At 71.4% G+C, this 25411-nt stretch carries 32 protein-coding genes and 2 pseudogenes; 10 read left to right on the top strand and 24 right to left on the bottom strand.

Annotated elements, in window-relative coordinates:
* Positions 1-10 precede the first annotated feature (10 nt).
* From ACZ4W9_RS28925 to ACZ4W9_RS28965, 9 genes are all read right to left on the bottom strand, one after another.
* Entirely contained in the window at positions 11-418 is a 408-nt protein-coding gene (locus ACZ4W9_RS28925; protein WP_467940715.1) for a hypothetical protein, read from the bottom strand.
* 82 nt (positions 419-500) lie between these two features.
* Positions 501-1076, bottom strand: a complete 576-nt coding sequence (locus ACZ4W9_RS28930) for a hypothetical protein (protein ID WP_467940717.1) — start codon at positions 1074-1076, stop codon at positions 501-503.
* A 93-nt stretch (positions 1077-1169) separates the two neighbouring features.
* A complete protein-coding gene (locus ACZ4W9_RS28935; protein ID WP_467940719.1) occupies positions 1170-1604 on the bottom strand; it encodes a Pycsar system effector family protein in 435 nt (144 codons plus the stop codon).
* Positions 1605-1831: 227 nt separating this feature from the next.
* Positions 1832-1966, bottom strand: coding sequence for a hypothetical protein (locus tag ACZ4W9_RS28940; protein ID WP_467940721.1), 135 nt, complete (start codon positions 1964-1966; stop codon positions 1832-1834).
* Positions 1967-2348: 382 nt separating this feature from the next.
* Positions 2349-2678, bottom strand: coding sequence for a hypothetical protein (locus ACZ4W9_RS28945; protein ID WP_467940723.1), 330 nt, complete (start codon positions 2676-2678; stop codon positions 2349-2351).
* A gap of 507 nt (positions 2679-3185) precedes the next feature.
* Positions 3186-3596 carry a DUF6009 family protein gene (locus ACZ4W9_RS28950; RefSeq protein ID WP_467940725.1) on the bottom strand — a complete coding sequence of 137 codons (411 nt, stop codon included), beginning with the start codon at positions 3594-3596 and terminating at the stop codon, positions 3186-3188.
* A complete protein-coding gene (locus ACZ4W9_RS28955) occupies positions 3593-5122 on the bottom strand; it encodes a DNA primase family protein (RefSeq protein ID WP_467940727.1) in 1530 nt (509 codons plus the stop codon). The genes ACZ4W9_RS28950 and ACZ4W9_RS28955 overlap by 4 nt, the downstream gene beginning before the upstream one ends.
* Positions 5119-6234: a bifunctional DNA primase/polymerase gene (locus ACZ4W9_RS28960; RefSeq protein WP_467940729.1), complete on the bottom strand. Its 1116-nt coding sequence runs from the start codon at positions 6232-6234 to the stop codon at positions 5119-5121. Before ACZ4W9_RS28960 ends, ACZ4W9_RS28955 begins: the two co-directional genes overlap by 4 nt.
* Before the next feature lie 459 nt (positions 6235-6693).
* Positions 6694-6942: a hypothetical protein gene (locus ACZ4W9_RS28965; protein ID WP_467940731.1), complete on the bottom strand. Its 249-nt coding sequence runs from the start codon at positions 6940-6942 to the stop codon at positions 6694-6696.
* A gap of 194 nt (positions 6943-7136) precedes the next feature.
* Between ACZ4W9_RS28965 and ACZ4W9_RS28970 the strand changes: the two genes are divergently transcribed.
* Positions 7137-7553 (top strand): RapZ C-terminal domain-containing protein, encoded by a 417-nt coding sequence (locus tag ACZ4W9_RS28970; RefSeq protein WP_467940733.1) that lies wholly within the window; start codon positions 7137-7139, stop codon positions 7551-7553.
* Between the two features lie 50 nt (positions 7554-7603).
* Positions 7604-7984: a hypothetical protein gene (locus tag ACZ4W9_RS28975; protein ID WP_467940735.1), complete on the top strand. Its 381-nt coding sequence runs from the start codon at positions 7604-7606 to the stop codon at positions 7982-7984.
* Positions 7985-8175: 191 nt separating this feature from the next.
* Here ACZ4W9_RS28975 and ACZ4W9_RS28980 read toward each other — a convergent pair whose 3' ends face one another.
* Positions 8176-8433, bottom strand: a complete 258-nt coding sequence (locus ACZ4W9_RS28980) for a hypothetical protein (protein WP_467940737.1) — start codon at positions 8431-8433, stop codon at positions 8176-8178.
* Positions 8423-8665, bottom strand: coding sequence for a hypothetical protein (locus tag ACZ4W9_RS28985; protein WP_467940739.1), 243 nt, complete (start codon positions 8663-8665; stop codon positions 8423-8425). Before ACZ4W9_RS28985 ends, ACZ4W9_RS28980 begins: the two co-directional genes overlap by 11 nt.
* Before the next feature lie 174 nt (positions 8666-8839).
* Here ACZ4W9_RS28985 and ACZ4W9_RS28990 point away from each other — a divergent pair, with 174 nt between their 5' ends.
* Positions 8840-9259: a hypothetical protein gene (locus tag ACZ4W9_RS28990; protein WP_467940741.1), complete on the top strand. Its 420-nt coding sequence runs from the start codon at positions 8840-8842 to the stop codon at positions 9257-9259.
* Between the two features lie 80 nt (positions 9260-9339).
* Here ACZ4W9_RS28990 and ACZ4W9_RS28995 read toward each other — a convergent pair whose 3' ends face one another.
* The 5 genes from ACZ4W9_RS28995 to ACZ4W9_RS29015 all read right to left on the bottom strand — a co-directional run bounded on the left by ACZ4W9_RS28995 (position 9340) and on the right by ACZ4W9_RS29015 (position 13812).
* Positions 9340-9780, bottom strand: coding sequence for a hypothetical protein (locus tag ACZ4W9_RS28995; RefSeq protein ID WP_467940743.1), 441 nt, complete (start codon positions 9778-9780; stop codon positions 9340-9342).
* Between the two features lie 1158 nt (positions 9781-10938).
* Complete coding sequence (locus ACZ4W9_RS29000; RefSeq protein ID WP_467940745.1) at positions 10939-11580, bottom strand: hypothetical protein; 642 nt, start codon at positions 11578-11580, stop codon at positions 10939-10941.
* 55 nt (positions 11581-11635) lie between these two features.
* A complete protein-coding gene (locus ACZ4W9_RS29005; protein ID WP_467940747.1) occupies positions 11636-11902 on the bottom strand; it encodes a hypothetical protein in 267 nt (88 codons plus the stop codon).
* On the bottom strand, positions 11899-12579 hold the full coding sequence (locus tag ACZ4W9_RS29010; RefSeq protein ID WP_467940748.1) for a hypothetical protein: 681 nt from the start codon (positions 12577-12579) through the stop codon (positions 11899-11901). Before ACZ4W9_RS29010 ends, ACZ4W9_RS29005 begins: the two co-directional genes overlap by 4 nt.
* 378 nt (positions 12580-12957) lie before the next feature.
* On the bottom strand, positions 12958-13812 hold the full coding sequence (locus ACZ4W9_RS29015) for an NAD-dependent epimerase/dehydratase family protein (protein ID WP_467940750.1): 855 nt from the start codon (positions 13810-13812) through the stop codon (positions 12958-12960).
* A gap of 136 nt (positions 13813-13948) precedes the next feature.
* On the opposite strand from ACZ4W9_RS29015, the gene ACZ4W9_RS29020 reads away from it, so the two are divergent.
* Entirely contained in the window at positions 13949-14797 is an 849-nt protein-coding gene (locus tag ACZ4W9_RS29020; RefSeq protein ID WP_467940752.1) for a helix-turn-helix transcriptional regulator, read from the top strand.
* A gap of 170 nt (positions 14798-14967) precedes the next feature.
* On the opposite strand, the gene tpg is transcribed toward ACZ4W9_RS29020, so the two are convergent.
* A complete protein-coding gene (gene tpg, locus ACZ4W9_RS29025) occupies positions 14968-15558 on the bottom strand; it encodes a telomere-protecting terminal protein Tpg (RefSeq protein ID WP_467940887.1) in 591 nt (196 codons plus the stop codon).
* Positions 15559-15841: 283 nt separating this feature from the next.
* Positions 15842-17245: an FAD-dependent oxidoreductase gene (locus ACZ4W9_RS29030; RefSeq protein ID WP_467940754.1), complete on the bottom strand. Its 1404-nt coding sequence runs from the start codon at positions 17243-17245 to the stop codon at positions 15842-15844.
* A 109-nt stretch (positions 17246-17354) separates the two neighbouring features.
* On the opposite strand from ACZ4W9_RS29030, the pseudogene ACZ4W9_RS29035 reads away from it, so the two are divergent.
* The 4 genes and pseudogenes from ACZ4W9_RS29035 to ACZ4W9_RS29050 form a co-directional block, all read left to right on the top strand.
* Positions 17355-17801: pseudogene (locus tag ACZ4W9_RS29035) on the top strand (NAD(P)-binding domain-containing protein); the annotation flags it as partial.
* A pseudogene (locus ACZ4W9_RS29040) lies at positions 17759-17875 on the top strand (hypothetical protein); the annotation flags it as partial. The pseudogenes ACZ4W9_RS29035 and ACZ4W9_RS29040, both read left to right, overlap by 43 nt.
* A gap of 497 nt (positions 17876-18372) precedes the next feature.
* Positions 18373-18747: an ArsR/SmtB family transcription factor gene (locus tag ACZ4W9_RS29045; protein WP_467940756.1), complete on the top strand. Its 375-nt coding sequence runs from the start codon at positions 18373-18375 to the stop codon at positions 18745-18747.
* 52 nt (positions 18748-18799) lie between these two features.
* A complete protein-coding gene (locus ACZ4W9_RS29050) occupies positions 18800-19279 on the top strand; it encodes a GNAT family N-acetyltransferase (protein ID WP_467940889.1) in 480 nt (159 codons plus the stop codon).
* Between the two features lie 47 nt (positions 19280-19326).
* Here ACZ4W9_RS29050 and ACZ4W9_RS29055 read toward each other — a convergent pair whose 3' ends face one another.
* Positions 19327-19623: a sulfurtransferase TusA family protein gene (locus ACZ4W9_RS29055; RefSeq protein WP_467940758.1), complete on the bottom strand. Its 297-nt coding sequence runs from the start codon at positions 19621-19623 to the stop codon at positions 19327-19329.
* Entirely contained in the window at positions 19620-20285 is a 666-nt protein-coding gene (locus tag ACZ4W9_RS29060) for a class I SAM-dependent methyltransferase (RefSeq protein WP_467940760.1), read from the bottom strand. Before ACZ4W9_RS29060 ends, ACZ4W9_RS29055 begins: the two co-directional genes overlap by 4 nt.
* A 177-nt stretch (positions 20286-20462) precedes the next feature.
* On the opposite strand from ACZ4W9_RS29060, the gene ACZ4W9_RS29065 reads away from it, so the two are divergent.
* The gene (locus tag ACZ4W9_RS29065; RefSeq protein WP_467940762.1) at positions 20463-21236 is read left to right on the top strand and encodes a TSUP family transporter; all 774 of its coding nucleotides are present in this window, start codon (positions 20463-20465) and stop codon (positions 21234-21236) included.
* Positions 21237-21249: 13 nt separating this feature from the next.
* Here the strand turns inward: ACZ4W9_RS29065 and arsB are convergent, their stop codons facing one another.
* Positions 21250-22338 carry an ACR3 family arsenite efflux transporter gene (gene arsB / locus ACZ4W9_RS29070; protein WP_467940764.1) on the bottom strand — a complete coding sequence of 363 codons (1089 nt, stop codon included), beginning with the start codon at positions 22336-22338 and terminating at the stop codon, positions 21250-21252.
* Complete coding sequence (locus tag ACZ4W9_RS29075) at positions 22335-22643, bottom strand: ArsR/SmtB family transcription factor (protein WP_467940766.1); 309 nt, start codon at positions 22641-22643, stop codon at positions 22335-22337. The genes arsB and ACZ4W9_RS29075 overlap by 4 nt, the downstream gene beginning before the upstream one ends.
* Before the next feature lie 91 nt (positions 22644-22734).
* On the opposite strand from ACZ4W9_RS29075, the gene ACZ4W9_RS29080 reads away from it, so the two are divergent.
* Complete coding sequence (locus ACZ4W9_RS29080) at positions 22735-23169, top strand: arsenate reductase ArsC (protein WP_467940768.1); 435 nt, start codon at positions 22735-22737, stop codon at positions 23167-23169.
* Between the two features lie 184 nt (positions 23170-23353).
* On the opposite strand, the gene ACZ4W9_RS29085 is transcribed toward ACZ4W9_RS29080, so the two are convergent.
* Together ACZ4W9_RS29085 and ACZ4W9_RS29090 are read right to left on the bottom strand one after the other, a co-directional pair.
* Positions 23354-23491, bottom strand: a complete 138-nt coding sequence (locus ACZ4W9_RS29085; protein ID WP_467940770.1) for a hypothetical protein — start codon at positions 23489-23491, stop codon at positions 23354-23356.
* A 467-nt stretch (positions 23492-23958) separates the two neighbouring features.
* Complete coding sequence (locus tag ACZ4W9_RS29090) at positions 23959-25341, bottom strand: LCP family protein (RefSeq protein WP_467940772.1); 1383 nt, start codon at positions 25339-25341, stop codon at positions 23959-23961.
* Between the last annotated feature and the right edge of the window lie 70 nt (positions 25342-25411).

Consider the following 25411-nt stretch of genomic DNA (forward strand, 5'->3'; position numbering starts at 1 on the left):
CCGGGTGCTTTCAGTCGCCGCTGGTGTGTGCGGTGGCGGTGGCGCGGACGGCGTCGGCGAGCAGCACGGTCAGCTCGTGGCCGTGGCCGACGGCGTCCTCCAGGTGCGCGATGAGCTCCGGGGCCAGGCCGCGGGTGCGGGCCCCGGCCAGGACGCCTTCCAGGTAGAGGACATCGGCAAGGACCCGGCTGCGGACATCGAGGACGCCGGGCTGCACGGCCAGGACGTTGTGATTCTTCGCGGTGGCCAGGGCTGCGTGGTCGGCGGCCTCGCGGTAGGCGGTCTCGGACTGTGCGGTGAGCAGCGCGTCGATCTGCGTGGTGGTGTCGTAGGCGCGGCGCCAGCCGAAGCGTGCGGCGGCGGCGTCCATCAGGGAGCGGCGGGTGAGGGGCACGGTGACCTCCGGGGGAGGGTCCATCGCCTGGTCCGGGTGACCGGGCGGACACCGCACGGCCCCGGCCGCCGGGGAAGGCCGACCGGGGGCGCACAGAGAGCGCCGGTCAGTCCTGGGTGAGGCGGCGGGCGTAGAACCGGATGCGGTCGCCGTGTTCACCGGTCTCGGTGCGCAGGATCTCCGGCTGTGTGATGGCCAGGTGCTGCAGCGCGGCCTCGATCCAGTCGTTGGTGCGCTGGATGGTGAGGCGGAGCAGGTCCAGCGACTCGAGGTGGAGCTGCTCGTCCGCGCCGCGGTTGCGGTAGGTGGTCACCCAGCTCCGCAGCTGCTCGCGGACGGTGTCGTCGTCGGGGCGGGCCGGGATGTCGCGGGGGAGCGCCCGGCACTGGGCGGCGTGGTCGTTGGCGATGGTGGCCGCGTCCTCGAGCTGCAGCCAGTCGTAGCTGGCACGCCGGTTGGCCGATGTGCGGAAGTGGCAGCCGAGGCAGGCGACGGTGTGCCGGTATCCCCGTGCGGCGGTGTAGACGAGGACGACCGCGTACACCTGGTTCCAGTACCGCTCGACGACGGTGACGCCTTCCGGCGTCCAGGTCTCTCCGGTCTCGGGCCACGGCTCGGGCTCGACGGCCGGCGGCGCGACGGGGGCGGGGGCGGGGCGGCGGGAGAAGAGGGTGAGGGCCACGGCTACTCCTTGTCGGTGGTGGTGCGGTGGGCGTGCCGGGCGGCGGTGGCGGCCACGGCGATAGGACCAGGGCGAGCACGTACAGCCGACCGCTCATCCGGCGACCGCGAGGATCGCGGCGGCCAGGAGGAGGGCGAGCGCGGCGAGGATGATGTCGACCGCACGGGCCAGACGCTGGAACTTGGCGACGGCGAGGCCGGACAGCGTCCTGACGCCGATGATGCGGGTGACCTCGCGCATCGCGGCGAGCAGCGCTTCATCGGTCAGCCGCGCCCAGAGTGGGAAACCCTCACGGACGGTGCGGCCTCGGCCGCCGAGGTTGGGGCGCACGACCAGGAACAGCAGCACCGCGGCGGCCGCGAGCGCGAGGACGGCGGCACCGCCGCCCAGCTTGGCGGGCACCGGAAGATCCTTGTCCGAGACGCTGGCGAGTCCGGCGAGGACCGCACCGTCGAAGGCCAGCAGGAGGGACGCCTTGCTGTCGGTGCGGCTGATCTTCGCTTCGACATCCGCGCAGGTGGGCAGCAAGCGCCGCGCTCGCCGACGGTGTTCGCCAGCGGGCGCATGCGGAGCGGCCAGCCAGCTCTGTCCGGTCCCAGCCCTGGGGGCGGGAGTCAGGCCGAGCGGCCGGGGCGGGGTTCAGGATGTCCGGCCGGCGGTGCCCGGTCGGCACCGATGGTCAGGGCGGCGGGGGCGGGCACGAGTCAACCGGCACGTCCAACTGGCCGCACCGGTCACCGACGAGTGGGACCACTTCACCGACGCCCCTCCTCGTAGAGAAGGTCGTAGTCAGCGGAATACCCCCACGTCGGCGGGGAAGACGCGGCTTCCTGGACGCGCTTGCCCTGCTTGCGCACCTCCGCCTTCTTCGCCGCCTTCGACTTCGGCATCCGCGGGCGCTCCCAGACCGGCCGCCACCCCACGGGCTCGTCGACTCCGGGCTCCTAGTCCTCGTCGAGCGCGGCGGCCATCTGCTCGCGGGCGGCACTGGTCGAGCGAGAACTTCGTCGGGATGGGGCTGGTCTTCCGGGGTGCTCACGTGACTCCTCCAGCGGGGTTCCGGCCCGGTGTGTGCTGGATGCCGGGCTGTGGGGCTGTCGCCGGGGCGGGCCGCGGCCGGGCGCCGTGCGTGACGGCGCGCTCGCGGATGCCGTTCTGGAGCCGGCGGCGACGGCTTCGAGCGTCCGGCGGGTCTGCTCCACCGTGTCGACGCCGGTCTCCGGGGGCGGGAGCCCAGTCGGTCCGCGCGACGCACGGCCTGAGCCCGGACCCTCAGTGCGTCGGCGCGAGGCGGCCCCGCTCGTACGTCGCGGTCCGGTTGCGGGTCAGCGGACGCAGCACGGCCTCATCCTCGATGTCGCGCGGGTAGAGGGCGCGCAGGTCGGCGGTCACCATCCGCTTCCCGGCCGGGCGGGTGTACTCGTCGACCACGGCCTGCACGATCTGCTCGTCCAGGCCAGGCTGGTGGGGCCGGCCGCGCAGGACGTAGGCGAGGTGGCGGCGGGCTTCGGCGAGCCGGTGCCAGCGGTGGAAGCGGCCGCCGCTGTTCATCACGAAGACCGTCGTGGCGACGTCCACGGTGGCCAGGGCGACGTCGACCACGGTGGCGACCCCAGTCCGGATCGCTGCCGCTGCGACGCAGGCGTGCTCGAAGAGGCGGTTGATGAGATCGACGGCCGCCTTCGAGGTGGGGATCGCCCTCTCCTTTCGCCCCTTAGCAGCTGCAAGAGCGGGCAAGCTTTCTGTTTCGGCGGGCGCGTGTACCGCTTACGCTGGCGGGCGAGCATAGCTCGCAGGTTGCACACCTGCATGACCATCCCGGAGTCCTGGGCAAGGCCGGTCAGGGGCAGGGCGCGGTCCAGGTGCTTGCCGACGGCTCAGAAACCCGGTCGGACGGCAACAGCAGCGGGGACCAGCGGCCGGGCAGCGGCCCGACGGGAGGGCGCGTCCGACATGGCGTGGCGCACCCCCGAGAATGTCGGATCGGCGGCAACCACAGGTCACCTGCCCGCTCCAGAGCGCTACCTCGCGGATGCGTGCCGCTCATGGCTTCTTTGCATCATGTGGTTCGACGAGCATGGGTCCAGAGTGGGATTAGGGAACCGATCGTCACCTGGCTGGGGTGCGGTCAGGAAGCACCGGAGGGTGTATCGCAGGAGATAGCGGGCCGCCTTCAGAGCGCTCGGTTTTTGACCCTTTCGTCCGGGGTTGGAGGGTGCGGGGGTCGACGGCTTCGGCGGGTGCGCTCTTGGCGTACAGGCCGTCGGGCTGGCTGTCGCGGTCGTGGGGCAGGAGCCAGAAGACGCGGCGGCGGAAGGTGCCGGAGGCGCGGGAGGGCTTGGCTGTCGGGCCGAGGACGGCGTAGCCGACCAGGCGGCCGTCGCGGTGGTAGGCGGGCCGTCCCTTCCGGGTGGGCAGCCGGTCCAGGCTCTGGCGGACGTAGTCCAAGGCGGTGAGGTCCTCCAGCCACACGAGCTCGGTCTCGTGGCTGATCTCTTCCGCGGTGATGAGGGAGCTCATCGGCCGGCCTCCCATTCCTCGTCAGTGAGCAGTCCGATGCCCGGGTAGTGCTTGCGCTGGTTGGACAGGATCATCTCCTTGGGCGAGGCCAGTCCGACGAGTTCCCGGGTACGGGCGGCGAATGCGCGGGAGGACATGGCTGGGGCTCCCTCATTCTGGCACCAGGCCTTGTAGGCGGCGTAGAGGGTCGTCTGCTCGGCGCGCAGTTCCGGGGCGAGGCGGCAGCGCTCTTCGTAGAAGCGGCCGGTGTGGTCTTCGGTTTCTGCGTAGGTGCTGGTAGCGATGCGGACGCGTTCGGGGCCGGTCAGGTCGCGGTCGCCGCCGAGGTAGCGGCGGGCGCCGTCGATGAGCCAGCCGAGGATGCCGGGCCCCTCTTCGGTGACGAGGATGTCTGCGAGGTTGTCGATCTTGCGGTGGTCGGGGACGACGCGTTCGAACGGGATCAGGCGCATGCGGCGCCAGAACGCGAAGCCGCCGGTGCCGACTTCTGGGCGGTGGTTGCCCAGCAGCCACAGCTTGTGGGTGGGTGTGAAGCTGAAGAAGTCCTGCCGCATCCGGCGGGCCTTGATGCGGTCGCCGCCGGTGAGCAGTTTGACGCGGGCCTCGTCGAACTTGTCGCCGGGTTTGACCTCGGAGCAGACGATGACGCGGCGTCCGTGGAGTTCGGCGAGGTCGGTGGGGTGTCCCTCGTATGGCTTGGCCATGAGGAAGCCAGGCGGGGCGGCGTCGGCGTAGTCGCCGAGCAGTTTCATCAGCACGTCGAGCAGGACGGACTTGCCGTTCTTGCCGGAGCCGAACAGGAAAGGCAGGACCTGGCCGCCGACGTCGCCGGTGACGGAGTAGCCCAGGAGCAGTTGCAGGTAGGAGATCATTTCCCGTCCTTCGGCGTCGTCGCCGAAGGTGTCGGTGAGGAAGCGTTCCCAGCGTGGGGTGGGTGTGGGCTTGGGGCCGACGGTGGTGGAGCGGGAGTGGAAGTCCTTGTTCGGGTCGGGCGTCCTGATCAGGCCGGTGTGCAGGTTGACGATGCCGTCTGGGGTGCACAGGGCGTAGGGGTCTGCGTCGAGGCGGGCGGCGTTGAGGACCATGCCGGGGGCGGACTTGGCCTGGGTGAGCATGGCGTTGATGCCGGTGGTGGACAGGGCTCGGCGGCGGTGTTTGTGCAGGGCGCTGGTGGTGAATACGCCGCGGGGGTCGTGGGTGGCGATGTTCTCGGCGAGGTCGCCGGCCGCCCACAGGACGGTGTCGTCCTCGTCGATCTGCCAGCGGGTGGCGTCCCACCGGTACCAGCCGATGCCGGGCACGTGCCGGTAGTCGTTGGCGTAGAGCTTGACGAACAGCTTGGCGTTGCCGCGGTCGGTGAGGGTGTCGGGCAACAGGCCGTCCGCGGTGGCCTCGCCGGCGGTGGCCCGCGTGGGGGGTGCCTGTAGCGGCAGCGGCACGGTGGCGCCTTGGGCCCGGATCTGCGCGGCGACGGCTTCGGGATCGAACTCGAACAGGGTGCCGGGGTCGGCCGAGGGGGAGGTCACGGGCGCCTCCCGCTCGCGTGGAGGGGGTGCTTGTGGCCGGCGGCGAGGCCGCTGCGGATGATCTGCTCGGCTCGCCGGTCCTGGCCCGGGCGGGCGGCGGAAGCAGCAGCCTTGAGCGCCTGCTCGGCCTCTGCCTGGGAAAGGCGGCCTGCGGCAACGAGTCCGCCGAGCGTGTAGGCGGCGCGGTTGAGTGCGTCGGAGAAGCCGGCGCCTTCGATGACCTGACCGCAGGCTTCGACGGGTTCCAGGACGGCTGCGAGCGTCTGTTGGATGCGGTCACGGCCGGCGCCTGCAGCAAGGACGGCCTGCTGGGCGCGGGGCGGGACCGGTCGCGGGGCCGGGATGGTCTGGGCGGGCAGGTGGCCAGTCCGCTCGAGTTCTTGGGCGAGCCATGCGGGCAAGGGGGCTGGCTGGCGGATTTCGCCGAGGGGGGTGTAGGTGCCGCTGTGGGTGGTGGTTCCAGGGGCGACGATGTAGCTGCCGTGGGCTCGGATGTCGACCTGCCAGGCCAGGGCACGGCGGGGGCTGGAGCCGACTGAGGACAGCCAGCGGCGGGTATCGGTGGCCCGGTACCAGACGTGCAGTCCCCCCGAGGGGGTGCGGACCCGCAAGGTGGTCTCGTCGTCCGCGGGACTGGGCTGCCCGCGCAGGGCGGCCAGGACAGCCAGGGTGTGGAATCCGTTGGCCAGGCCGGTGAGGTCGACATCGTCGCCGATCGGGATGCCGGGCAGGATCCGGTCGCGGGTAGGCGGCTCGGCGTCGTGGGCGTCGATGTCGATGATGACCAGCCCGGCCGGGCCGCAGGAGACGCCGATGCCGAGCTGCGGGTGGGCGCCCCACCACTGCTGGATGCGGTCTGGGTCGAGAGTGGCGGCGTGGAAGCCATGGCACCAGCGGCCGACCGGAAGACAGGGGCAGTCGGCAGGCGCGTGCGGGGTTGTGTGGCAGTCGCTGCAGTTCGCAGCCGGTGTCTTGCGGCCCGCCGCGAGGGGGTGGACGGGCCAGCCCTGGAGGGCGCACCAGCGGGCAGCGCGCAGGGAACGTGCAGCGACTGAAGGCGCCGGGGCGGAATGGTTTGAGTCGCTGCAAGAAAAGCGCAGGTCAGCAGGCATGTGCACCCCCTATCAGCGACTGAAGCGACTCAATGGTGGACACAGCCTAGCGAACAGTTCCTGCAAAGGTTGCGCGGCACATGCGGAAGGGGTTACTGCACCGTCGATCAGGTGGCCTGCGGGGGGTGCGGGGAGCGACTGAGTGCCGCGGCAGCGACTGAACATTCTTCAGTCGCTATTGCTACAAGTCGACCGTTTCCGCAGGTCAGCAGCCTCTGGGATGCCTAATCAGCGACTGAAGCGACTCAAGTCTTCTATATATCACGCACACGCACACACATGGATGGCTTCATATATTAGAAGCTTCGGTCGCTTCAGTCGCTGCACGAGTGAGGCGACGTTTCTGACCTGGGCTTTTCCCGCCTACCCGACAGCGACTCAACACCTCTTCAGTCGCTGGGCTTCAGTCGCTGGTTGCGGTCCGCGACTGCGTTGACCAGATGACCCGATACTGGCCAGCTACAACTCCCCCAGGAGGCCTTGGCCACCGTTGAGGCGATGCCCAAGGTGGACCGGTTGGACAGCAAGCCCTACCGGGCCGTCGCCACTCGTCAGGACCAGCTCGCCGAGCAGCGTAAGAAGCGGCCGGCTGAGCCAGGCCCTCGCCCGGATCAGCAGCGTCGAGACGTCGCTACCGTGCTCGCGCCGGTCGTGGCCGCCGCGCTCAACCTGCTTGCCGATACCGTCCGGCGCGCCGGCGCCGACCATGACGACATCGTCAGGCGCTCAAGGCCGCCGGTGTCCACGAGGCGTTCGCCAGCGTCTTCGACGCCGCCTCCGAGCGCGGCTGCACGCCGACAACCTCGCCGGGGCCGTGGGTGACGCCCAGCGACCCTTTGAGTGGCTCTAGACACCCCCATCCGCACCCGTCACCGCCCCTGGCAGGGCCTGAGATGACCAAGGTGGCGATCACCGTTCGGCTCCTGCACGGCCCAAAGCTGGCCGCCCGCGTCTGCTACGACCTGCGCCACCAGTTCAAGGACCCGCACCTGCGCTACCTCACCGCCCGCGGCGCCCCCGTGCGCGAGGCGCTGATGGGCACCGACGGCATCCTGGCGCTGCTGCACGCCATCCCCGTCACCGTGGACGCCTACCTCGCCGGGCCGCGCCAGGACGAGCCGCTGGCCGTGGCCCTCGGGTGTGCCAGCGGCCGCCACCGCTCCGCGACCGTGGCCGACGCGCTCGAGGCTGCCCTGTCCGGCGACGCCGAGAGGGCCGCCGCGTACCGGGTCGCCGATCTGGCCGAGCGGTACACAGGGCGCGGCCTGGTCGTGGACCTCCACCACCGCGACCTCGACAAGGACGTTGTCGACCGCTGAGAGCAGCACCCCCGCCCCTGTCCGACCCGCACCACCAGGAGGAGAGCCCGGTGACCACCGAGCCCGAGCACACCGACCCCGTCCCCGACCTCGCGATCCCGCTGTCCGCCGCCGCCGCCCGGGCGCTGGGTGACGACGTCGGCCAGCTCGCCGAGCGGTTCGGTGCCGTCCTGCACGGCCTCGCGCAGCTGCGCGCCGGCAGGGCGGACATCGACGACCTCAAGACGACCATCGCAACGTCCGCCGACCTGCTGGACCGGCTGGGGGGCATCCAGAACGCCGCCGTCCGTCAGCACTCCGCAGGAGGCGGCTTGTACGGCGAGCTGGCGAAGGCCATGGACGTCAAGCGGGCCACCGCGCAGTACCGCCGCGACACCCTGCTGAAAAACGACCCGAGCCCCATGGAGCGGTGGGCCACCGGCAGCAGCTGAACGCCGTGCAGCAGACTCCCGGCCGGGTGCTGCACGGATCCGCTGCCGCAGCACCCGGCGCTGCTGCACGAGCAGCACCCGTGTGCCGCCCGGCCGCCGGCCCCCCGGTGCAGCACCCCTCGCCCGCCGTGCAGCAGATGCAGCAGCGCCCCGGACCGCGACGGGGCCGGGGCGCTGCTGCATCTGCTGCTTCAGGCTTCGACGTACGCCACGATCGTGATCTGCCGGAGGGCGGTCACGTAGTAGATCACCCGGACCCCGTCGACGTCGTCCACGTAGTCCCGCAGCAGGGTGCCGGGCACAGAGGTGCCCAACTCCGGGTTGACGCTGATCGCGACGATCGCGCGGTCCAGGCGGTGCGTCTCGGCCGCCGTCAGCTTCTCCAGCTGGCTTAGCGCGGGCTCCACCAGGACGACCTGGGAGCGGCGCGGGCCGTGCTCAGGCGACACGGCGGGACTGCTGCTCGTCGGCGAGGCGCTCTAGGTGGGCGTCGCGGGCTTCCTCCCACAGCATCCCGGACTCGGGGCTCGGGTAGCCGTTCTCCGCGATGTCCTCCAGCACCGAGGCGAGGACGTCGACCTTCGCGCGCTGGTCGGCCGCGTAGGCGCGGATCGACGCGGCGGCGTTCTCATCGAGGGGCTGACGGTCGGGTACGGGCGCGGGGGCCGGCTGCTGGCTCATCCGGGGCTCCTGGACGGGTTGCTGGCGTGTGTCCTCACGGTAGCGTCGGCGCGGGCCGCTCCGGGACGGTACGGACGGAAACCCGCGCCCGGAGCGGGACCCGACTGGACCCAGGACCCAGGTAGCGGCGGAGCGCACGGGTAGGACGGCGGCCCGGCGGAGCATCCTGGAGACATGCGCACCAAGGATGTCCGGGTGGGCGAGACGTACCGCTGCGAGGTGCCCCTCGCGCTCCCGTGGCGGCGGTACCGGCCGGAGACGATGGGCGACTCCTGGTTGCCGCTGAGCTGGCTGCGCGGCACGTACTTCCAGCTGTCCGTGGTCGACGTGGACACCGCCGCCCGGACCGCGCAGGGCCTGGTGATGGGGGCGAGCCCCCGGGTCACGGTGGCGCTCACCGAGGACCAGGCGCAGGAAGCCGGCCTCCCGCCCGGGGGCGGCTATCAGGTCTCCGGGATGCTGCTGGACGCCGCGGGCGAGCCCGTCGAACTTCCCCGCGTCGGCACGCTCACCGTGCCGCTGCGGTGGCTGCACCCGGTGGACACGCCCGTCTCCCCCAGCCACCGCGACGCCTCGGTCCGGGGAATCCACTGACCCGACCGCCCGCACAGAGCGTGTCCGGCGACGTCGAAGATGAACCGATTGCCACCGAAGTTGGATCGCCGGGACTGCTCCTACGAATGAGCCAGGGCATCGGCGCGCAGGTGCGCGAGCAGGGCCCGCGCCCCCTTGGGATCGTCGCGTCCCGTGAAGGACAGCAGGGCCCGCAGGACGTGGCGGGCGAGGTCGCCGGTCGCCCGGACGTCCTCGCCCGCGCTCGCAGCCCACGCGGACATCAGACCCGCTGTCACACCGAGCAGATGCGGGGTGATGCTCTGCCCGTACTCCGCCAGCGCCCGCTCCAGCTCGGCGCCCTCCAGGCCCTCGATCCCGAGGACGACCAGCACCATCTTCAGCAGCCGGCTCTCACCGAACTCGGCGATCAGGGCCGCCAGCGGCCGCTCGCCGCTCCCACCGCGTACCAACGCGGCCAGGGCGTCGTCGTCACCGCCCCATGCCGCTTCCAGAGCGGCGACTACACGAAGGACCTGATCCGGAGTGAGCTCTGAAGGCATGGGCAGCACCGTAGCGGCCCCAGTACGGGGCCGGGCGTGATTCGGAGCGAGAGCCTCCCGAGGCCAACCGGGCCCAAGCTCCCCTGTCACAGGACAGAGCGTGATCACCGTCAGATGGGGTGTCACGCTCTCGCACCCGCCTCTGGAGGGGGTCCCGGGGGGTGTTCCGCCCTCAGAATAAGATTATTCCGGACATTCTGGGGGCTGCTGTCACGCGGTCGGCGGCGGGCGTGACAGGCAGCGTGACACCCCGGTTGTGACGCTCGGTGAGCGACACAACCGTTGACCTGTCTCACCGAAGTCTGACCGATCTCACCGAAGTTTGACGGCTGCTTGGGCCTGTCACCAAGGGCGGCGCACGGCAGTTCCTTTTGCACTTCCATGGTGGGTGTGACCGTCACTGCCGAGTCGTACTCTGCAGGCGCTGCATCACGATTGGCCAGCCACTGATGTTGGATGGGGGAGGACATGGACGGCGCGGTATGGGGTGCGGTCGGCGCGATGGTAGGGGCTGGTCTAACGGCCTTAGGCGGTTACCTAGGTCCCGTGCGAGCAACTCGTGCTGCAGCGCAGCAACAGACCCAGCAGCGTCGGGAGGAACGCGAGGCCGGCGCGGTAGAACGGCTCATTGCGATCCGCTCCGCCTATCGAGCGTGGGACCTCTATCTGAACGAAGTCGCGAGCTTGCGCCGGGGGTCTGCGAAGGCTGTTGCGCGGCGTATCTCTGAGCTTCGCGAAGCTGCTCTGGAGGCTTCGGACGCGGCGATGCGAGACGGGTGGTGGATCGGGACCGAGCACATTGCGTTCGAGTCCGTTTCGGCCAGAGTGGTGGCCCTGGTCTCGGGTGCGTCCTCGGTCGTCCTATCGGCAGAACTAGCTGAAGTGCGGCGAATGAGAAGCAGCTTGAACGAGCGGATCCTGGAGCGGCTCACAGCTCTCGTCGACGACGTTACTGTGCTCCGGAATGCACCAGATCAGTAACGTTGTGACGGCTGGGCAGCTGCAGTATTTCTGCGGTTCGACCGCATGGCCACCGTCTGGGAAGGACCGGGCGCCATGGTGGTCAAACTTCGGTGAGACGCTGGCCAAAGTGGAGTGAGACAGGACAACCGTGCTTCGGCACCCAGGTGTTCGCTCTCATCCGCCGGTACAGCCGGGTCAGTCCAGGTCGGCGCTGGCGAGGGCGGCCGCGAGCGCGATGTGGGTGACCGCGTTCAGGCAGAGTTCCGCCGCCGCGCTCGGGTCGGTCGCGGTACGCACCTCCTGCAACGTCAGGAGACCGGTCAGCACTGCGGAGTCGACCGCGTCGTCCAGGACCTCGTCCTCGGTGAACTCGCCGCTGGCCACCAGCTCCTGGACCAGGGCGACGGCCTGCTCCGGATCGTGCCGCCAGCAAGCGGCGACGTCCTCGCCGGCGCTCGCCAGCTCCATGGCGGCGGCCTGTCCGTGTCCGCCCAGCGAACCGTCCGGGTCGATGGCTTCCTCGGCCGCCGCCACGGCGCACCGGGCGGCGAAGGTCCGCCTGGCCGCCGCCCGCTCCCGCGTCACGGCGGCCGGCCACCGGGCGTCGTCCTCGGCTCGGGCCGCGTCCAGCAGCAGGGCGGCGCTGAGACTGACCTGGAGGCACGGCATGAGGTCTACCTCCACGCCCTCCTGGGCGGCCGGGGCGGCGGCGATCGGCTGGTAGACGGCGCCCGCCGCTTCGGCGCAGGCGCCGATCAGCTGGGTCAGGGCGGCGATCAGCCGCGCGTTGCGGCGCCGGCGGGCGGGCAGGTCCAGACGGTCCGGTGTCGTGGTCACCCCGGCACTATGCCGTGCCCGGGGCGGGCGCCGCTCCGGGCACGGGTGCCGGTGATCAGTTCGAGAGTGGTAGCCAGACGTGCGGTGCGCGGCACTGCCCGCAGACGACGCATCCGATGCATCCGTCGCACCACTGCTTCGGCAGGCGCGGGCAGGCGCAGACCGGGTTGTAGTCCGGGTCGTCCTCGCCCTCGAACCAGGGCTCCCCCAGCGGCGGCGTGCAGTCGACGTGGACCTGGCCGTCGGCCGTCAGGTCCTCGTACCGGGTGCCGCAGCCGGCCACCTCCACCCAGGAGGCCACCACGCGGTCGGCCGCACTCACCGCGCACCGCCCGCACCCGCCGGACCGGAAGGCACGAGGCTGTGCTCCAGCCAGGCGGCGAGCGCGTGGGGGGCGGCCGGGTCGGCCTGGGCGAGTCGGCCGGCGAACCCCAGCCCGCCGTCGGCGGCCGGGGCGTGAAGGCGGGTGAGCGCGGCGAGCAGGGCGGCGTGGGCCCGCACCCGGTCGGGCAGCGAGTCTGCGGCGGCCGTGCGCGTGGCCGGGTCGGCGTAGTGGCCCGAGTGGCCGGCGAGGGCCTGCGCCAGCCAGCCGTCGACCACGGGATGGTAGTCGCCCCGGTGGACCAGGAACTCGAGGGCGGCCTCGTCTCCCGGCCGGGTCTCCACGGTCCGGTCGAGCCGGCCGGCTCGGGCGAGCGCGGCGAGCTCGTCGGCGCGGGCGGCGAGCTGCTGCTGCTCCTGGCGGCGCTGCTGCTCGGCTTCCTCGGCCCGCCGGTCGGCGGCGAGCTCGTCCTGGACGACGGCGTCGGTCTCGGGGTCGTAGACGCCGCCGGTGGCGGCGAGCAGCTGGGTGATGCGCTCCCACTCAGCAACTTCGGCCGGCCCGCGTTCGTCGTCGGCCAGGTCCTCGCGGTCGCGGTCCATGTGCTGCTGCAGCCGGGCGTCCTCGAGCGCGGCCGCGGCCTCGGTGACCGTCATCCCGGCGGCGCGGCGGCGCACCGCGCGGCGGCCGACCTTCGCCTGGTCGACCGGCCGGCGGGGCGCGGGCGTGCCGGGCGCCGGGAAGCGCCGACGGCGGGATCGGGGAACAGGGGTTGCTCACGAAGCCTCCCGATTGTCGCGGGGACAGGGGACGGGATATCCGGGTGCCGGGCGGATGCGCGGCAGCCGTGGTGAGCCGAAGCACCATAGGTGACACCACCGGCCTCCCCTGAACTGCGGCTTCAGCCGGGCGAAGCACAGTGGTTGTCACCGATACGGCGCGCTACCTGTCACCAGCAGCACGCGAAGCAGAGCCAATGTCACCGCATCTGTGTCCCGCGGCCGGGTGCCGGCTGTCGGGGATCACCGGGGTGAACTGCCCCGGTCAGAGACCCGTCACAGGGCTCCGGCGTCCCGGGCCGTCCAGACGCTCGGGTAGATCGGCCGGAAGCCGAGTTCCCGGCGGATGCGCTGGTTGGACGTGATCCCGAACCACGGGTCGGGGTCCGTGAGCTCGTGGAGCCCGGCGGGCACCTCGACGCCGTTGAGCTGGTACAGCTCGACCGTCGTGACGGGGGCGTCATCGGCGATGTTGTAGATCCGGCCGGCGATACCCGGCGCGTACAGCAGACGCATCAGGCCTTGGGCGACGTCCGCGTGGTGGGCCATCTGCAGGCGCTGGTGCGGTGCCCAGCCGGCGGCCCAGCGCAAGGAGTTGGCGAGGTGCGGGTCGCCCTCGCCGTAGACGAAGGGAAGCCGCCCGATGCGTACGTCCAGGCCCTTGAGCGCGAGCAGTTCACGCTCGGCCTCGGCCTTGGACTCGGGGTAGGCGCCCCACATCTCACCGCCCGGTCGGCTCTCGTCCTCCTCGGTCAGCGGACGGCCCCGTCCGACGCCGTACACATTATTCGTGCTGACCTGCACAAACCGCTCCACGCCCAAGGCCTGCGCGGCGCGGCCCAGGGCCACCGCGGCGTCCCGGTTGACGGCCCACGCCTCCTCGTCGGGCACCCCGCGGAAGGAGGCGGCGACGTTCACCACGGCGTCCACGCCGGCGAGCGCCTTGTCGAGTGTCGCCGCGTCGCGCATGTCTCCTACGGCGACCTGGGCGCCCAGCTCCGCGAAGCGCTCACCGCGGGCCGCGTCCCGTACCAGGACTCGCACCTGCTCGCCCGGCTGCCGCTGGGCCAGCAGCCTCGGCACGAAGCGGCGTCCGACCTGTCCCGTCGTACCGGTCACCAAAGTCAGCATGATGTGCTCCTCACCCACTGTGTTGCCTGTCATCGGCGACCAGCCTCGACGGATGCGGCGACGTCCGGGAGAGACCTCTTCATCAGGGGATCGGGAGTCCCTGGATAAGCCGGCCGGGGTCCCGCACCCTGGAGAGGTGAACCGAGTCGAACTCGCCGGCTTCCTGCGCCGTGCTCGCGCCCGCCTGGACCCCTCCGACGTGGGTCTCACAGCCGGAGTCCGGCGCCGTACGCCGGGGCTGCGCCGCGAGGAGGTGGCCCAGCTGGCGGGCATGTCCGTGGACTACTACACGCGGCTGGAACAGTCCCGGGGCCCGCGCCCGTCCCGCCAGATGCTCACCGCGCTGGCCCGCGCCCTGCGCCTGACGGAGGACGAACGCGACCACCTCTTCCACCTCACCGGTCAGGAGCCGCCGCGCCGTGAGGCGACCAGCACGCACGTGCGCCCGGGCCTGCTCCTGGTGCTGGACCGGCTGCACGACACCCCAGCGATGGTGGCGACCGACTGCGGCGAGATCCTGGCTCAAAACGCGCTGTCGCGGGCGCTGAGCGGAGACGTCCTCGCCCGCCCGCCCCGCGAACGCAACATGATCCGCCGCTTCTTCCTGGACCCGGCGGCCCAGGAGCTGTTCCCGCCCGAGGACCGCCCGGCGCGCGCCCGCGAGCACGTCGCCGGCCTGCGAGCGGTGGCCTCGGCCCGCCCCACGGACCCCGAACCCGCCGACCTCGTCGCCGAACTACGCTCCGCGAGCGCGGAGTTCGCCCACCTCTGGGACGAACACGAGGTCGCCGTACGCCGCGCCGCCACGAAACGCTTCCGGCATCCCGCGATCGGTGACCTCGAACTCGACTGCGAAGTCCTCGTCAACTCCGATCACAACCAGCAGCTCGTCATCCACACGGCCCGCCCGGGCACGGAGTCGCACGAGCGCTTGCAGTTGCTGCGGGTGGTGGGCTTGCAGGACCTGACGCCGAGGAGCTCCTGACCGCGTGCGCACCCTTCCCGGTCCGTCCCCTGCCCTACGGCCACGCGAGCACCTGGATAAGGCGACCGACAACACACCGCGCTCCGCCAGTGACAACAAGCCTGCCGACGTGACACCTACCGTGCTTCGGCTCACGAATGCGTTTCTAGCAGGTCTCGAATTCGGCCGGGTCAGAACCGGAACTCAATTTGCGAGACGTGTGTGAAATCTGCGCGCAGGCCGACGGCGCGGGTGCCCCATTGCGTGAAATAGGACTCGGTGATGGCCTCGGCGACGATCGGATGCAGGTCTTCCTCCGTCGCACCGGCCTCCTGGAGGTCCAGGATCTGCTTCGCGTAGGTGGGCGAGATCGCCGTGGTGATGGTGCGCTCGCGGCCGTCGTCCGAGCTGCCCGTGCAGGTGAATCCGAAGTACGCGGTGACATCCACCATCATGCCGCTGGAGGTGGCCGCCTGGTGCCGTGCCTGTGCTCTGACCTGCGGTTGCCACTCGGATTCGGTCTCCTCCACCAGGGCGGCCCGAAGGCGCTTCTGCGGGGTCGTCAGCGTCCCAGCGCGGTAGCGCTCCACCGTGCGGCGCGAGACACCCAGGCGCTCCGCCAGGGCCTTGGTCGACCCCTTCGCCCGCGTGAGAAGGAATTTCACCTGAGCCTTCGCGGATTTCGGCGCGGGCCGGGTGACCACCTTCCGCTCCGCCCGTGCGAGGGCCTCCAGAACCTTGCCGCGGCGCGGGGCCGGCTGCTGCTGCTCGTGATCGCTCATGCCGCCCAGTCCGCCATGGCGAGCCTGTGGACAGCGGCCGGTGCCCGCCAGGTCGTGCCGATCGTCGGCGTCCATGTGACCACGCAGCTCAGTTGGCAAATCAGCACGTTTGTTGGCAAACGTTGCTGATGTTGCTGCGTGGTCACTCTGCGGAGTGATCGCGGCTGTCGTCAGAGTCGCGGGATTGGCGGCGTACAGCGCTGATGGCTGTCCACGGTGCGATGAGCGCGGCGACCGCGGAGACGGCAGGGCGGGCAGGGCGGCGCGGGGGTGCCCAGGGCGGTCACGAGCCGCAGCAGCCGCCCGCCGGGGCCTGCTCGGCAGCCGCCCCGACCGTGGCGGGGGCGCCGAGTTGGACGAGCTGCGGTGCGGGCGCGCAGCAGTCGCCGCCGTCGCCTTCCTGGGCGTCGGGGGCGTCGAACAGGCCAGCGCCGCCGCAGACTCCGGTCTCGGGCAGGGTCAGTTCCACGCGGTCGGCGGAGGCGAGGTCGCCGGCGATCGCCGCAGCAACGGAGCGGACCTGCTCGTAGCCGGTCATCGCCAGGAACGTCGGTGCGCGGCCGTAGGACTTCATCCCGACCAGATACACGCCCTGCTCGGGGTGGGAGAGCTCGCGGTGGCCGTGCGGATAGACGGTGCCGCAGGAGTGCTGGTTGGGGTCGATCAGCGGAGCCAGGGCCACGGGCGCCTGGAGGCGCTCGTCCAAGCCGAGGCGCAGCTCGTCGAGGAAGGACAGGTCGGGGCGGAAGCCGGTCAGCACGATCACTTCGTCCACCGGGTCCAGGCGGCGGCCGTCCTCGCCGACCAGGACCAGGCGGCCGTCGGTGTCGCGCTCGATCGCCTCGGTGCGGAATCCCGTTACCGCGTCCGCGTGGCCCTCGTCCACGGCCGCCTTCGCCGCCAGACCCAGGGCGCCGCGCGCCGGGAGCTGGTCGGCTTCTCCGCCGCCGAAGGTGGCGCCCGAGATGCCCCGGCGCAGGATCCATACGCCCTTCGTTCCCGCGCCGTCGCCGGACTTTGCGAGGTCGGCTAGGTAGGCGAGGGCGGTGAACGCGGAGGCGCCCGAGCCGATCACGGCCGTGCGCTTGCCCGCGTACCGGGCGCGGACGGCGGGGTCCTTCAGGTTGGGGACGCGGTAGGTGATCCGGTCCGCGGCGGCCTTCTCACCGAGCGCGGGCAGCCCGCTGCCGCCGGCCGGGGACGGCGTATTCCAGGTGCCGGAGGCGTCGATGACGGCGCGGGCGAAGAGGCGCTCCTCACGGCCGTCGGTGTGGGCGACGTGCACGACGAACGACTGGGCCTCGCGGTCGGCGCCCACGATCCGGTCCCGGCCGGTGCGTGAGACACCGGTGACGGTGGCGCCGGTGCGGACACGGTCGCCGAGGACGCGGGCGAGCGGCTGCAGGTAGAGGTCGGCCCAGTTGCCGCCGGAGGGGTAGGTGGCCGGGTCGGGCCGTGTCCAGCCGGTGGGGGCCAGGAGCTTCTCGGCGGCCGGGTCGACGACCTCGCCCCAGGTGGAGAACAGCCGCACGTGCGACCACTCGCGCACCGCCGCGCCGGCGGCCGGGCCGGCTTCGAGGACCAGGGGCTCGATGCCGCGCTCAAGCAGGTGGGCGGCGGCGGCCAAGCCGACGGGTCCGGCGCCGATCACGATGACGGGCAGCTCGGTGGTGGCGGGCGCGTTCACGGCGACTCCTTGCGTGTTTCGACATCTGTCGATGGCTTGCGCGGCTCAGCATGGCACCTGTATCGATAGACGTCAACATAGACATTCATCGAATCCAGGAGGTTCCTTCATGGAGTACGTCGACGTCGCGGTGATCGGGGGCGGGCAGTCCGGCCTCGCCGCAGCCCATGCCCTGCTGCGTGAGGGCCTTCGGCCGGTGGTGCTGGAGGCGTCCGGTACCGCGGCCGGGTCGTGGCCGCGGTACTACGACAGCCTCACGCTGTTCTCGCCCGTCCGGTACAGCTCCTTGCCCGGGATGCCGTTCCCCGGTGACCTGGACCGCTACCCGCACCGGGACGAGGTCGCCTTCTACCTGACGGCTTACGCCGCCCGCCTGGACGCGGACATCCGCACCGGCCGTCGGGTCACCGGCGTACGGCGCGGCGACGCCGGCTTCGAGGTAGAGCTCGCCGACGGCAGCGCGCTGGCGGCGCGGGCCGTGGTCGCGGCGTCCGGCACGTTCGGCCACCCCCACTGCCCTCCTCTTCCTGGCCTGGACGGCTTCACCGGCACGGTGCTGCATACCGCCGAGTACCGCCGCCGGAACCCTTCACGGGCCAGCGGGTCGTGGTGGTGGGCGCGGGGAACTCCGCGGTGCAGATCGCCGCCGAACTGGCCACCGCCGCCCGGGTCACGCTCGCCAGTCGCGCGCCGGTGAAGTTCGCCCGCCAGAGAATCGCCGGGCGCGACCTGCACTTCTGGCTGCGGCACACCGGCCTGGACATCGCCTCGCTCGGCGGCCTGTTGCGCCAGCCGCCCACGCAGCTCGTCATCGACGACGACCGCTACCGCGCCGCCCTCGCCCAGGGCGCCCCTAACCGGCTGCCGGTGTTCACCGGCATCGATGGCGCGAAGGTCTGCTGGATGTGGTGCGCTCGACGCCGCCGGGCGCCCCCGGCACCGCGGTGGTGCCTCGGCCACGGTGCCGGGCATGGCGTTCGTCGGGCTGGAGTGGCAGCGCTCCCTGTCCTCCCACTCGCTGCGCGGAGTCGGCCGGGACGCCGCCCGCATCGCCCGCCATCTTGCTGCACACCTGCGGGACCGGTGACCCACTGCCCGCTTGGTTCGACATGTGTCAACATAGACGCATGTCGAATGCGAAGGTGCTGCCGCTGCTCGAGCCCGCCGACGGTCAGGGCGTGGCACCGTGCTGCCCGCCGCTGACCGAGCGGCCGATGACCGCCGAGGAGGCCGAGAGGGCCGCACGGATGTTCAAGGCGCTCGGCGACCCGGTCCGCCTGCGTCTCTTCTCGGCCGTGGCCTCCCACGAGGGCGGCGAGGCATGCGTGTGCGACATCTCCGACGTCGGCGTCTCCCAGCCCACGGTGTCCCACCACCTGAAGAAGCTCAAAGAGGCCGGGCTGCTCACCTCCGAGCGGCGCGGGACCTGGGTCTACTACCGGGTCGAGCCGTCCGTGCTGGCCGCGATGGGCAAGCTGCTGGCCCTGCCGGCCGCGGCCTAACCGGCACGGGAGGGGGAACGTCGTGGGGAACGGGTCCGCGAACGCGGTGATCATGCCGCTGGCGCCGGAGCACGCCGAGCAGGTGCTGGCCATCTACCAGGCGGGGATCGACGAGGGGAACGCCACCTTCGAGACCGTCGCACCCTCTTGGGAGGCGTTCGACACGGCGAAGATGCCCGAGCACCGCTTCGCCGCCGTAGACGCCGACGGGACCGTACTGGGGTGGGTGGCCGCGAGCCGGGTCTCCGACCGGTGCGCGTACGCGGGCGTGGTCGAACACTCCGTCTACGTCCACCCCGCCGCCCGCGGCCGCGGTGTCGCCTCCGCCCTGCTGAAGGCGCTGGTGGACTCCACCGAACAGGCCGGGATCTGGACGATCCAGTCCGGGATCTTTCCCGAGAACACTGCCAGCCTCGCCCTGCACGAGCGGGCCGGCTTCCGGGTCATCGGCACCCGCGAGCGCATCGGCCGCCACCACGGCGTCTGGCGCGACGTCGTCCTGGTCGAGCGCCGCAGCCCAGCGATCCACTGAACCCGCCCGGCAGCAGGAGCAGCCCAACCGGGATGTGTGCGCGGTGATCAAGGGGTGGCGGCGTGCCACGGCGCGTCAGCCCGGGTGTGCAGCGCACCGGCGGTCAGCCGGAGCGCGTATACCGGCGGGTCGGCGCGGGGGACGGGGCCGAGGTAGCTGTGGCCGGTCATGTGGCACCAGGCGGGCAGGTCGAGCGGGGCGGCGGGGTCGGTGGCGATGACGTGCACGACGGTGCCCGGGGGCGCGTCGGCGATCTGCTTGCGCAGGCGCAGCAGGAGGGTGACGCAGAGCAGGCCGGTGCCGTCGACGGTGATGTCCGCAGCGGGTATCGGTGCGGTGGTCATCGGGGCAGGGTCTGGGTGACGCGCCACAGGCGGCGGGGCAGGTCGCCCTCTTCGAAGGCGTGGACCTCGTTCAGGTTCCAGCCGTCGGCGAGGGCGTCGACCAAGGCCCGGTCGAAGAAGTGCACGGCGAAGCCCCCGTGCTCGTAGATGTCGTCGCCGTGCGCGGTGCCGGCGCCGTAGTGTGCGTCGCCAGTGTGACGCACGGTGTAGACGAAGGTCCCGCCGGGCCGCAGGACACGGCGGATCTCGCCGACTACGGCGTGGATCTCCTTCGTGGACAGAGCCATGCACAGCAGCATGTGGGCGAAGACTGCGTCCACCGAGGCGTCCGGCAGGGGCAGCGGGTCGCGGACGTCGTGCACCGCGGTGGTGACCCGCCCGGCCACGTCCTGGGCCCGGGCGGCGTCGCGCAGCTGCTCCAGCCCGGTGGGGCTGAAGTCGGTGGCCTGGACGGTGAACCCCTCGCGGGCGAAGTACAGGGCGTCGCGGCCGTGCCCGACGCCGAGCTCCAGCACATCGCGGGCTCCGGCCGTGTGGAACACGGCGGCCGCGTGGACAGCAGGGGCGGAGGGCTGCTCGCCGTACATGCCGGGGTGGGCGGTGTAGGTGTCCTGCCAGTGCCGGCGCTGCTCTTCCGCCAGGTCCTGCTCGCTGCCCGCCATGGCCCTTTTACGCTCCCTTACCGGCCGGTGCCGCCATCGCGCGACAGCTTAGACGGCGCTGGTCAGCGCCGTCGTTCACGGTTCCTGCTGTTCGTGAACATCCCGTTGCAACCCCGCCCTTGGACCACTGGCCGCGCTGATACTGGCCGGGCGGCGGTCGGAGGGCGGGGGGCTGGGGTGGAGTGGACGGTGTGGGCGGGCCTCGCGGCCGGCCTGCTGATCGCGGTGGTGACCGCGCCGGTGGGAGTGTCGGGGGCGGTGTTCCTCCTTCCGGTCCACTTGAGCGTCTTCGGTGTGCCCAGTCCGGCGATCACGCCGACGAACCTGCTGTTCAATGTGGTGGCCGGGCCGGGTGCCCTGTGGCGCTACCGCCGTGACGGCGCTCTGCGCGGCGGCCTGGCCCGGCGCCTGGTCGCCGGAACCCTGCCCGGCGTCGTCCTCGGCGCCGCGATCCGCGTCTTCGCCCTCCCCGGGCCCGGCGTGTTCCGGCTGCTGATCGCGGCTCTGCTGCTGCCGCTCGGCCTGTGGCTGTGCGTCCGCACCCTCGCCCCGGCCACCCGCCGCCCGGCCGCCAACGCGGAGCCGTCGCCGGCCGCGCTGACGGCACTCGCGCTCGCGGTCGGGATCGTCGGCGGGATCTACGGCATCGGCGGTGGCTCCCTGCTCGGGCCGATTCTCGCGGCCCGCGGCCTGCCCATGGCCCGCGTCGCACCGGCCGCGCTGGCCGCCACGTTCGCCACCTCTCTCGTCGGCGCGGTCACGTATGCGCTGCTGTCCCTGGCCACGTCCGGGGACGTCGCCCCCGACTGGCCGCTCGGGATCGCATGCGGGCTCGGCGGCCTGGTCGGCGCCCGCCTCCAGCCCCGCCTGCCCGAGACCGCACTGCGCCTGCTTCTTGGCGCCCTTGCCACCGCCGTCGGCGCGCTCTACGCGCTTCAGGTGCTGGCGTAGAAGCAGGTCCGCGTCAGGCGTGGTGGGTGAACTTCCGGCGCCAGGCGAGCGAGACGTAGACCAGCGCGACCAGGACGGGAACCTCGATGAGTGGGCCGACGACGCCGGACAGGGCCTGGCCGGAGGTGACGCCGAAGGTGGCGATGGCGACCGCGATGGCGAGCTCGAAGTTGTTGCCCGCCGCGGTGAACGCCAGGGTGGCGGTGCGGTCGTAGGCCAGGCCGAGCGCCTTGCCGAGGGCGAAGGTGCCGAACCACATGACCGCGAAGTAGACCAGCAGGGGCAGCGCGATCCGCGCGACCTCGAGCGGCTGGGAAGTGATCGTCTTTCCTTGCAGGGCGAAGAGGATGACGATCGTGAACAGCAGCCCGTACAGCGCCCAGGGGCCGATCTTCGGCAGGAACCGCTGCTCGTAGTTGGTGCGGCCGAGGTTCTTCTCGCCCAGGCGGCGGGTGAGGAAGCCGGCGGCGAGTGGGATGCCGAGGAAGATGACGACGTTCAGTGCGATCTTCCACATGGAGATGTCGAGGTGCTCGCCGTCGCCGAGGCCGAGCCAGCCGGGCAGCAGGTCGAGGTAGAACCAGCCCAGCAGGCCGAAGGCGAGGACCTGGAAGACGGAGTTGAGGGCGACGAGGACGGCGGCGGCCTCGCGGTCGCCGCAGGCGAGGTCATTCCAGATGATGACCATGGCGATGCAGCGGGCCAGGCCGACGATGATCAGGCCGGTGCGGTACTCGGGCAGGTCAGGAAGGAAGATCCACGCGAGGGCGAACATGACCGCCGGGCCGACGATCCAGTTGATGACCAGCGACGATGCCATGAGCTTGCGGTCGCCGGTGACGGCGTCGAGCCGGTCGTAGCGGACCTTCGCCAGCACCGGGTACATCATGATCAGCAGGCCGAGCGCGATCGGCAGGGAGATCCCGCCGATCTCCACCTTCGCCAGCGCGTCGTTCAGGCCGGGGATGAGCCGGCCGAGCCCGAGGCCGATGGCCATCGCGGCGAGGATCCACACCGCCAGGTAGCGGTCGAGGGTGGAGAGCTTGGCGACGACCGACGACTCCTGCGCCGTCGTGGTCGTGGTGGGCTCGGTGGACGTCACGGGCAGGCCCTCTTGTTCTCGGCAGCGGTGCGGGCAGAGGCGGCGAGCTCGGCGAACTGCCCGGACAGACCGGCCAGGACGTCGGGCTTCAGCTTGTAGTAGGTGAAACGGCCGCACGGCTCGGTTTCCACCAGCCCGGCCTCGCGCAGCACCTTCATGTGGTTGGACAGGTTGGTCTGCTTGGCCCCGGTCTCCTCCACCAGGTGCGTGGTGCACAGCGTCTCGCGCGCCAGCAGGGTCACGATTCTCAGCCGGAGCGGATCGCCCAGCGCCCGGATCACATCAGGATCGACTGAAGTCAGCATGCGCTGATACTGTCACATCACTGTTCGCTGATACCAGCGGATGCTGACGTCATGGGTGGCGTGCAGCCGCCGCGAGACGAGAGAGCCCCTCATGCCCGAGAGCCCCGGCACGAAGCCGTCCGTCCTGTTCGTCTGCGTCCACAACGCCGGCCGCTCCCAGATGGCCGCCGCCTGGCTGACCCACCTGGCCGGTGACCGCGTCGAGGTCCGCTCCGCCGGCTCCAACCCGGGCGAGCAGGTCAACCCGGCCGCCGTCGCCGCGATGGCCGAGGTCGGCATCGACATCTCCAAGGAGACGCCGAAGATCCTCACCGTCGACGCGGTGAAGGAGTCCGGCGTCGTCATCACCATGGGCTGCGGCGACACCTGCCCCGTTTTCCCCGGCAAGCGCTACCTGGACTGGAAGCTCGACGACCCGGCAGGCCAGGGCGTCGAGGCCGTCCGCCCCATCCGCGACGAGATCAAGACCCTGGTCGAGAACCTGATCGCCGAGATCGCCCCGGCCACGCCGGAGGCGACGGCCTGAGCGAGATACGGGACATCGTCATCATCGGCTCCGGCCCCCCCGGATCCGCCGCCGCACTCTGCACCGCCCGCGCCCAGCCGTGGGCCCCTGCTCTTCGGTAGCAGCACGTCGGCCTGGTCCACATCGCTCCTCCGGACCAGCACCCGGCCGTCGGCGCCGATCCGCTCACCGGGCCGCACCAAGGTCATGTCGCCAGGCGCAGCCGTTCGCTCGGTGTGCTCTCTTTGCTGCCGTCGTCGGCGAGACGGGTCGCGGTCGTCGACGCCAGCGTCAGCAGGCTGCGGACCGAGGCCGCGGTGCGGGTGGTGGCGCTGTCCTCCACCGCAATGGGATCTTCCGCCTGTTCCCACCAGCTGCGCCTGCTGCGGATCCGGCCTGGTCACTGGACGCGGATCGCAGGCTTCGTGCCGGACGGCGCGGGTGTCAGGCAGGAGCCGGTCAGTGGTGGGGTGGAGCCCCGGGTTCCGGGCCGGCTCCGTGGTCCCGTATCCGGTGGTGCATCCCGCTGGCGGTCACCGAGAGCCAGTCCCGCAGCGTAAGACCGGTGTCCCCGTGCCATGCCGCGTGGGCGACCGTGTCGATGATCGTGCACACCCAGCAGCCCGGTACCGGCTTGAAGGCGTTCGACGGCGGGTCCGCAGACGCGCCGGCACCGTTTTGACCGTCCATGGCAGGGTCTCACTCTCCAGGCGTACCGACCGGACAGCCCCCGGGACCGACGCCCGACGGGAGGCCGCTCGGAGGGCGCCGGTTTTCGACCTTGGATGCGGTACAGGCGGGTGTGCTGGCTCAGCCGGTGACGGCAGGCATGTCGGCTCCGATGGTCAGCGTCACGGTGGTCGTTCCTGCCTGCGTGGACGGGAGGGCTGCCAGGCCGGGCAGGTGGCCGGCGAGTGCGCGGGCCTGCTCCGACTGGCCGGGCCCGTAGGTGAGCGTGGTCGTGTCGACCGGCTCAGGGGCGTTGCCGGTGGCGGTGATCTGGAAACCGAGGGCGCGCAGTTGGTCGGCGATCTTCAGTGCTTCGCCCTGGGTGGTGGTGCCGTTGAGGACGGTGATGTGCACGGTGCCCGCGGGGGCGGGCAGCTGGGCGGTGAGCTTCTTCAGGTCTGCCTTGGTGGTTTCGCGGTCGTGGTTGAGGGCGGTGAACAGCTGCCGGGCGGCGGGCTGCTGCCAGGTGACGTTGGCCTTGTCGGTGGGCACGTCGCGTTCACGCGGATAGTTGGGGACGGTCAAAAAGGAGATCCGGTCGGTGGCGATGCCCTTGACGCGGTCGGCCAGGCTGTAGAGGGGTTTGATGCCGGCGAGGTCGGGGTCGGTGGTGAGTGACTTGGTCGCGGAGTTGAGGAAGCCGTACATGGCGCTCGGGTTGTACAGCTTCGATTTCGCGCGCGTGGCGAGGGACTGCATGAATTCTTGCTGGCGGCCGATGCGGCCGATGTCGGAGCCGTCGCCGATGCTGTAGCGGGCACGGACGTAGCCGAGCGCCTTGTCGTCCTTGACGATCTGGCAGCCGGCCTTCAGGTCGAGGTGGGCCTTCTTGTCGTGGATGGCCTGCTGGGGGCAGACCCGGACGCCGCCGAGGGCGTCGACCATGCCGGTGAAGCCGCGGAAGTCGACGATCAGGAAGTGGTCGATACGCACCTGGGTGTTGGCCTCGACCGTCTTGATGGCGCAGGCGGCGGCCTTGGCGGTGTCGCCGGTGGCGCCGCCGACGGCGAACGCCTCGTTGATCTTGAAGTGGTGCGGGGTGGACGCCGAGCCGTCGCCGCGGTCGCAGGCGGGGATCCGCACCCAGGAGTCGCGGGGGAAGGAGACGACGGTGGCCCATTTCCCGTCGCCGCCGGTGTGCAGCAGCATCAGGGTGTCGGACTGCATGGTGGTCAGGTTCTTGCCGTAGGCGTCGCCGAGTCCTTTGCGGCTGTCGGAGCCGATGACCAGGATGTTCTGGCCGCCGGCGGCGGCCTTGGGCCGGTTGTCGCCCAGCGCACCGCTGACGTCGGCGCCCTTGATGTTGCCGTTCAGGTGCGTATACGCCCAGCCGCCCACGGCCGCCGTCGCCAGCACCAGCAGCGAGAAGGCCACGGCGATCCAGCGGCCGATCCTGCGCTTGGGTTTGCGGCGTCTGCTCCCGCCTGCCGCGGTGGTGTCGCCGCGACGCGCGTGCCCTGCCATCAGTTCTGTGCCCCTTCGATGTCCAGCGCCGATCACAGGCTCTCTCCCCGCCCGCCGGTCACGGCGGGGA

This window comes from Streptomyces sp. NPDC029296 (genome assembly GCF_055569255.1).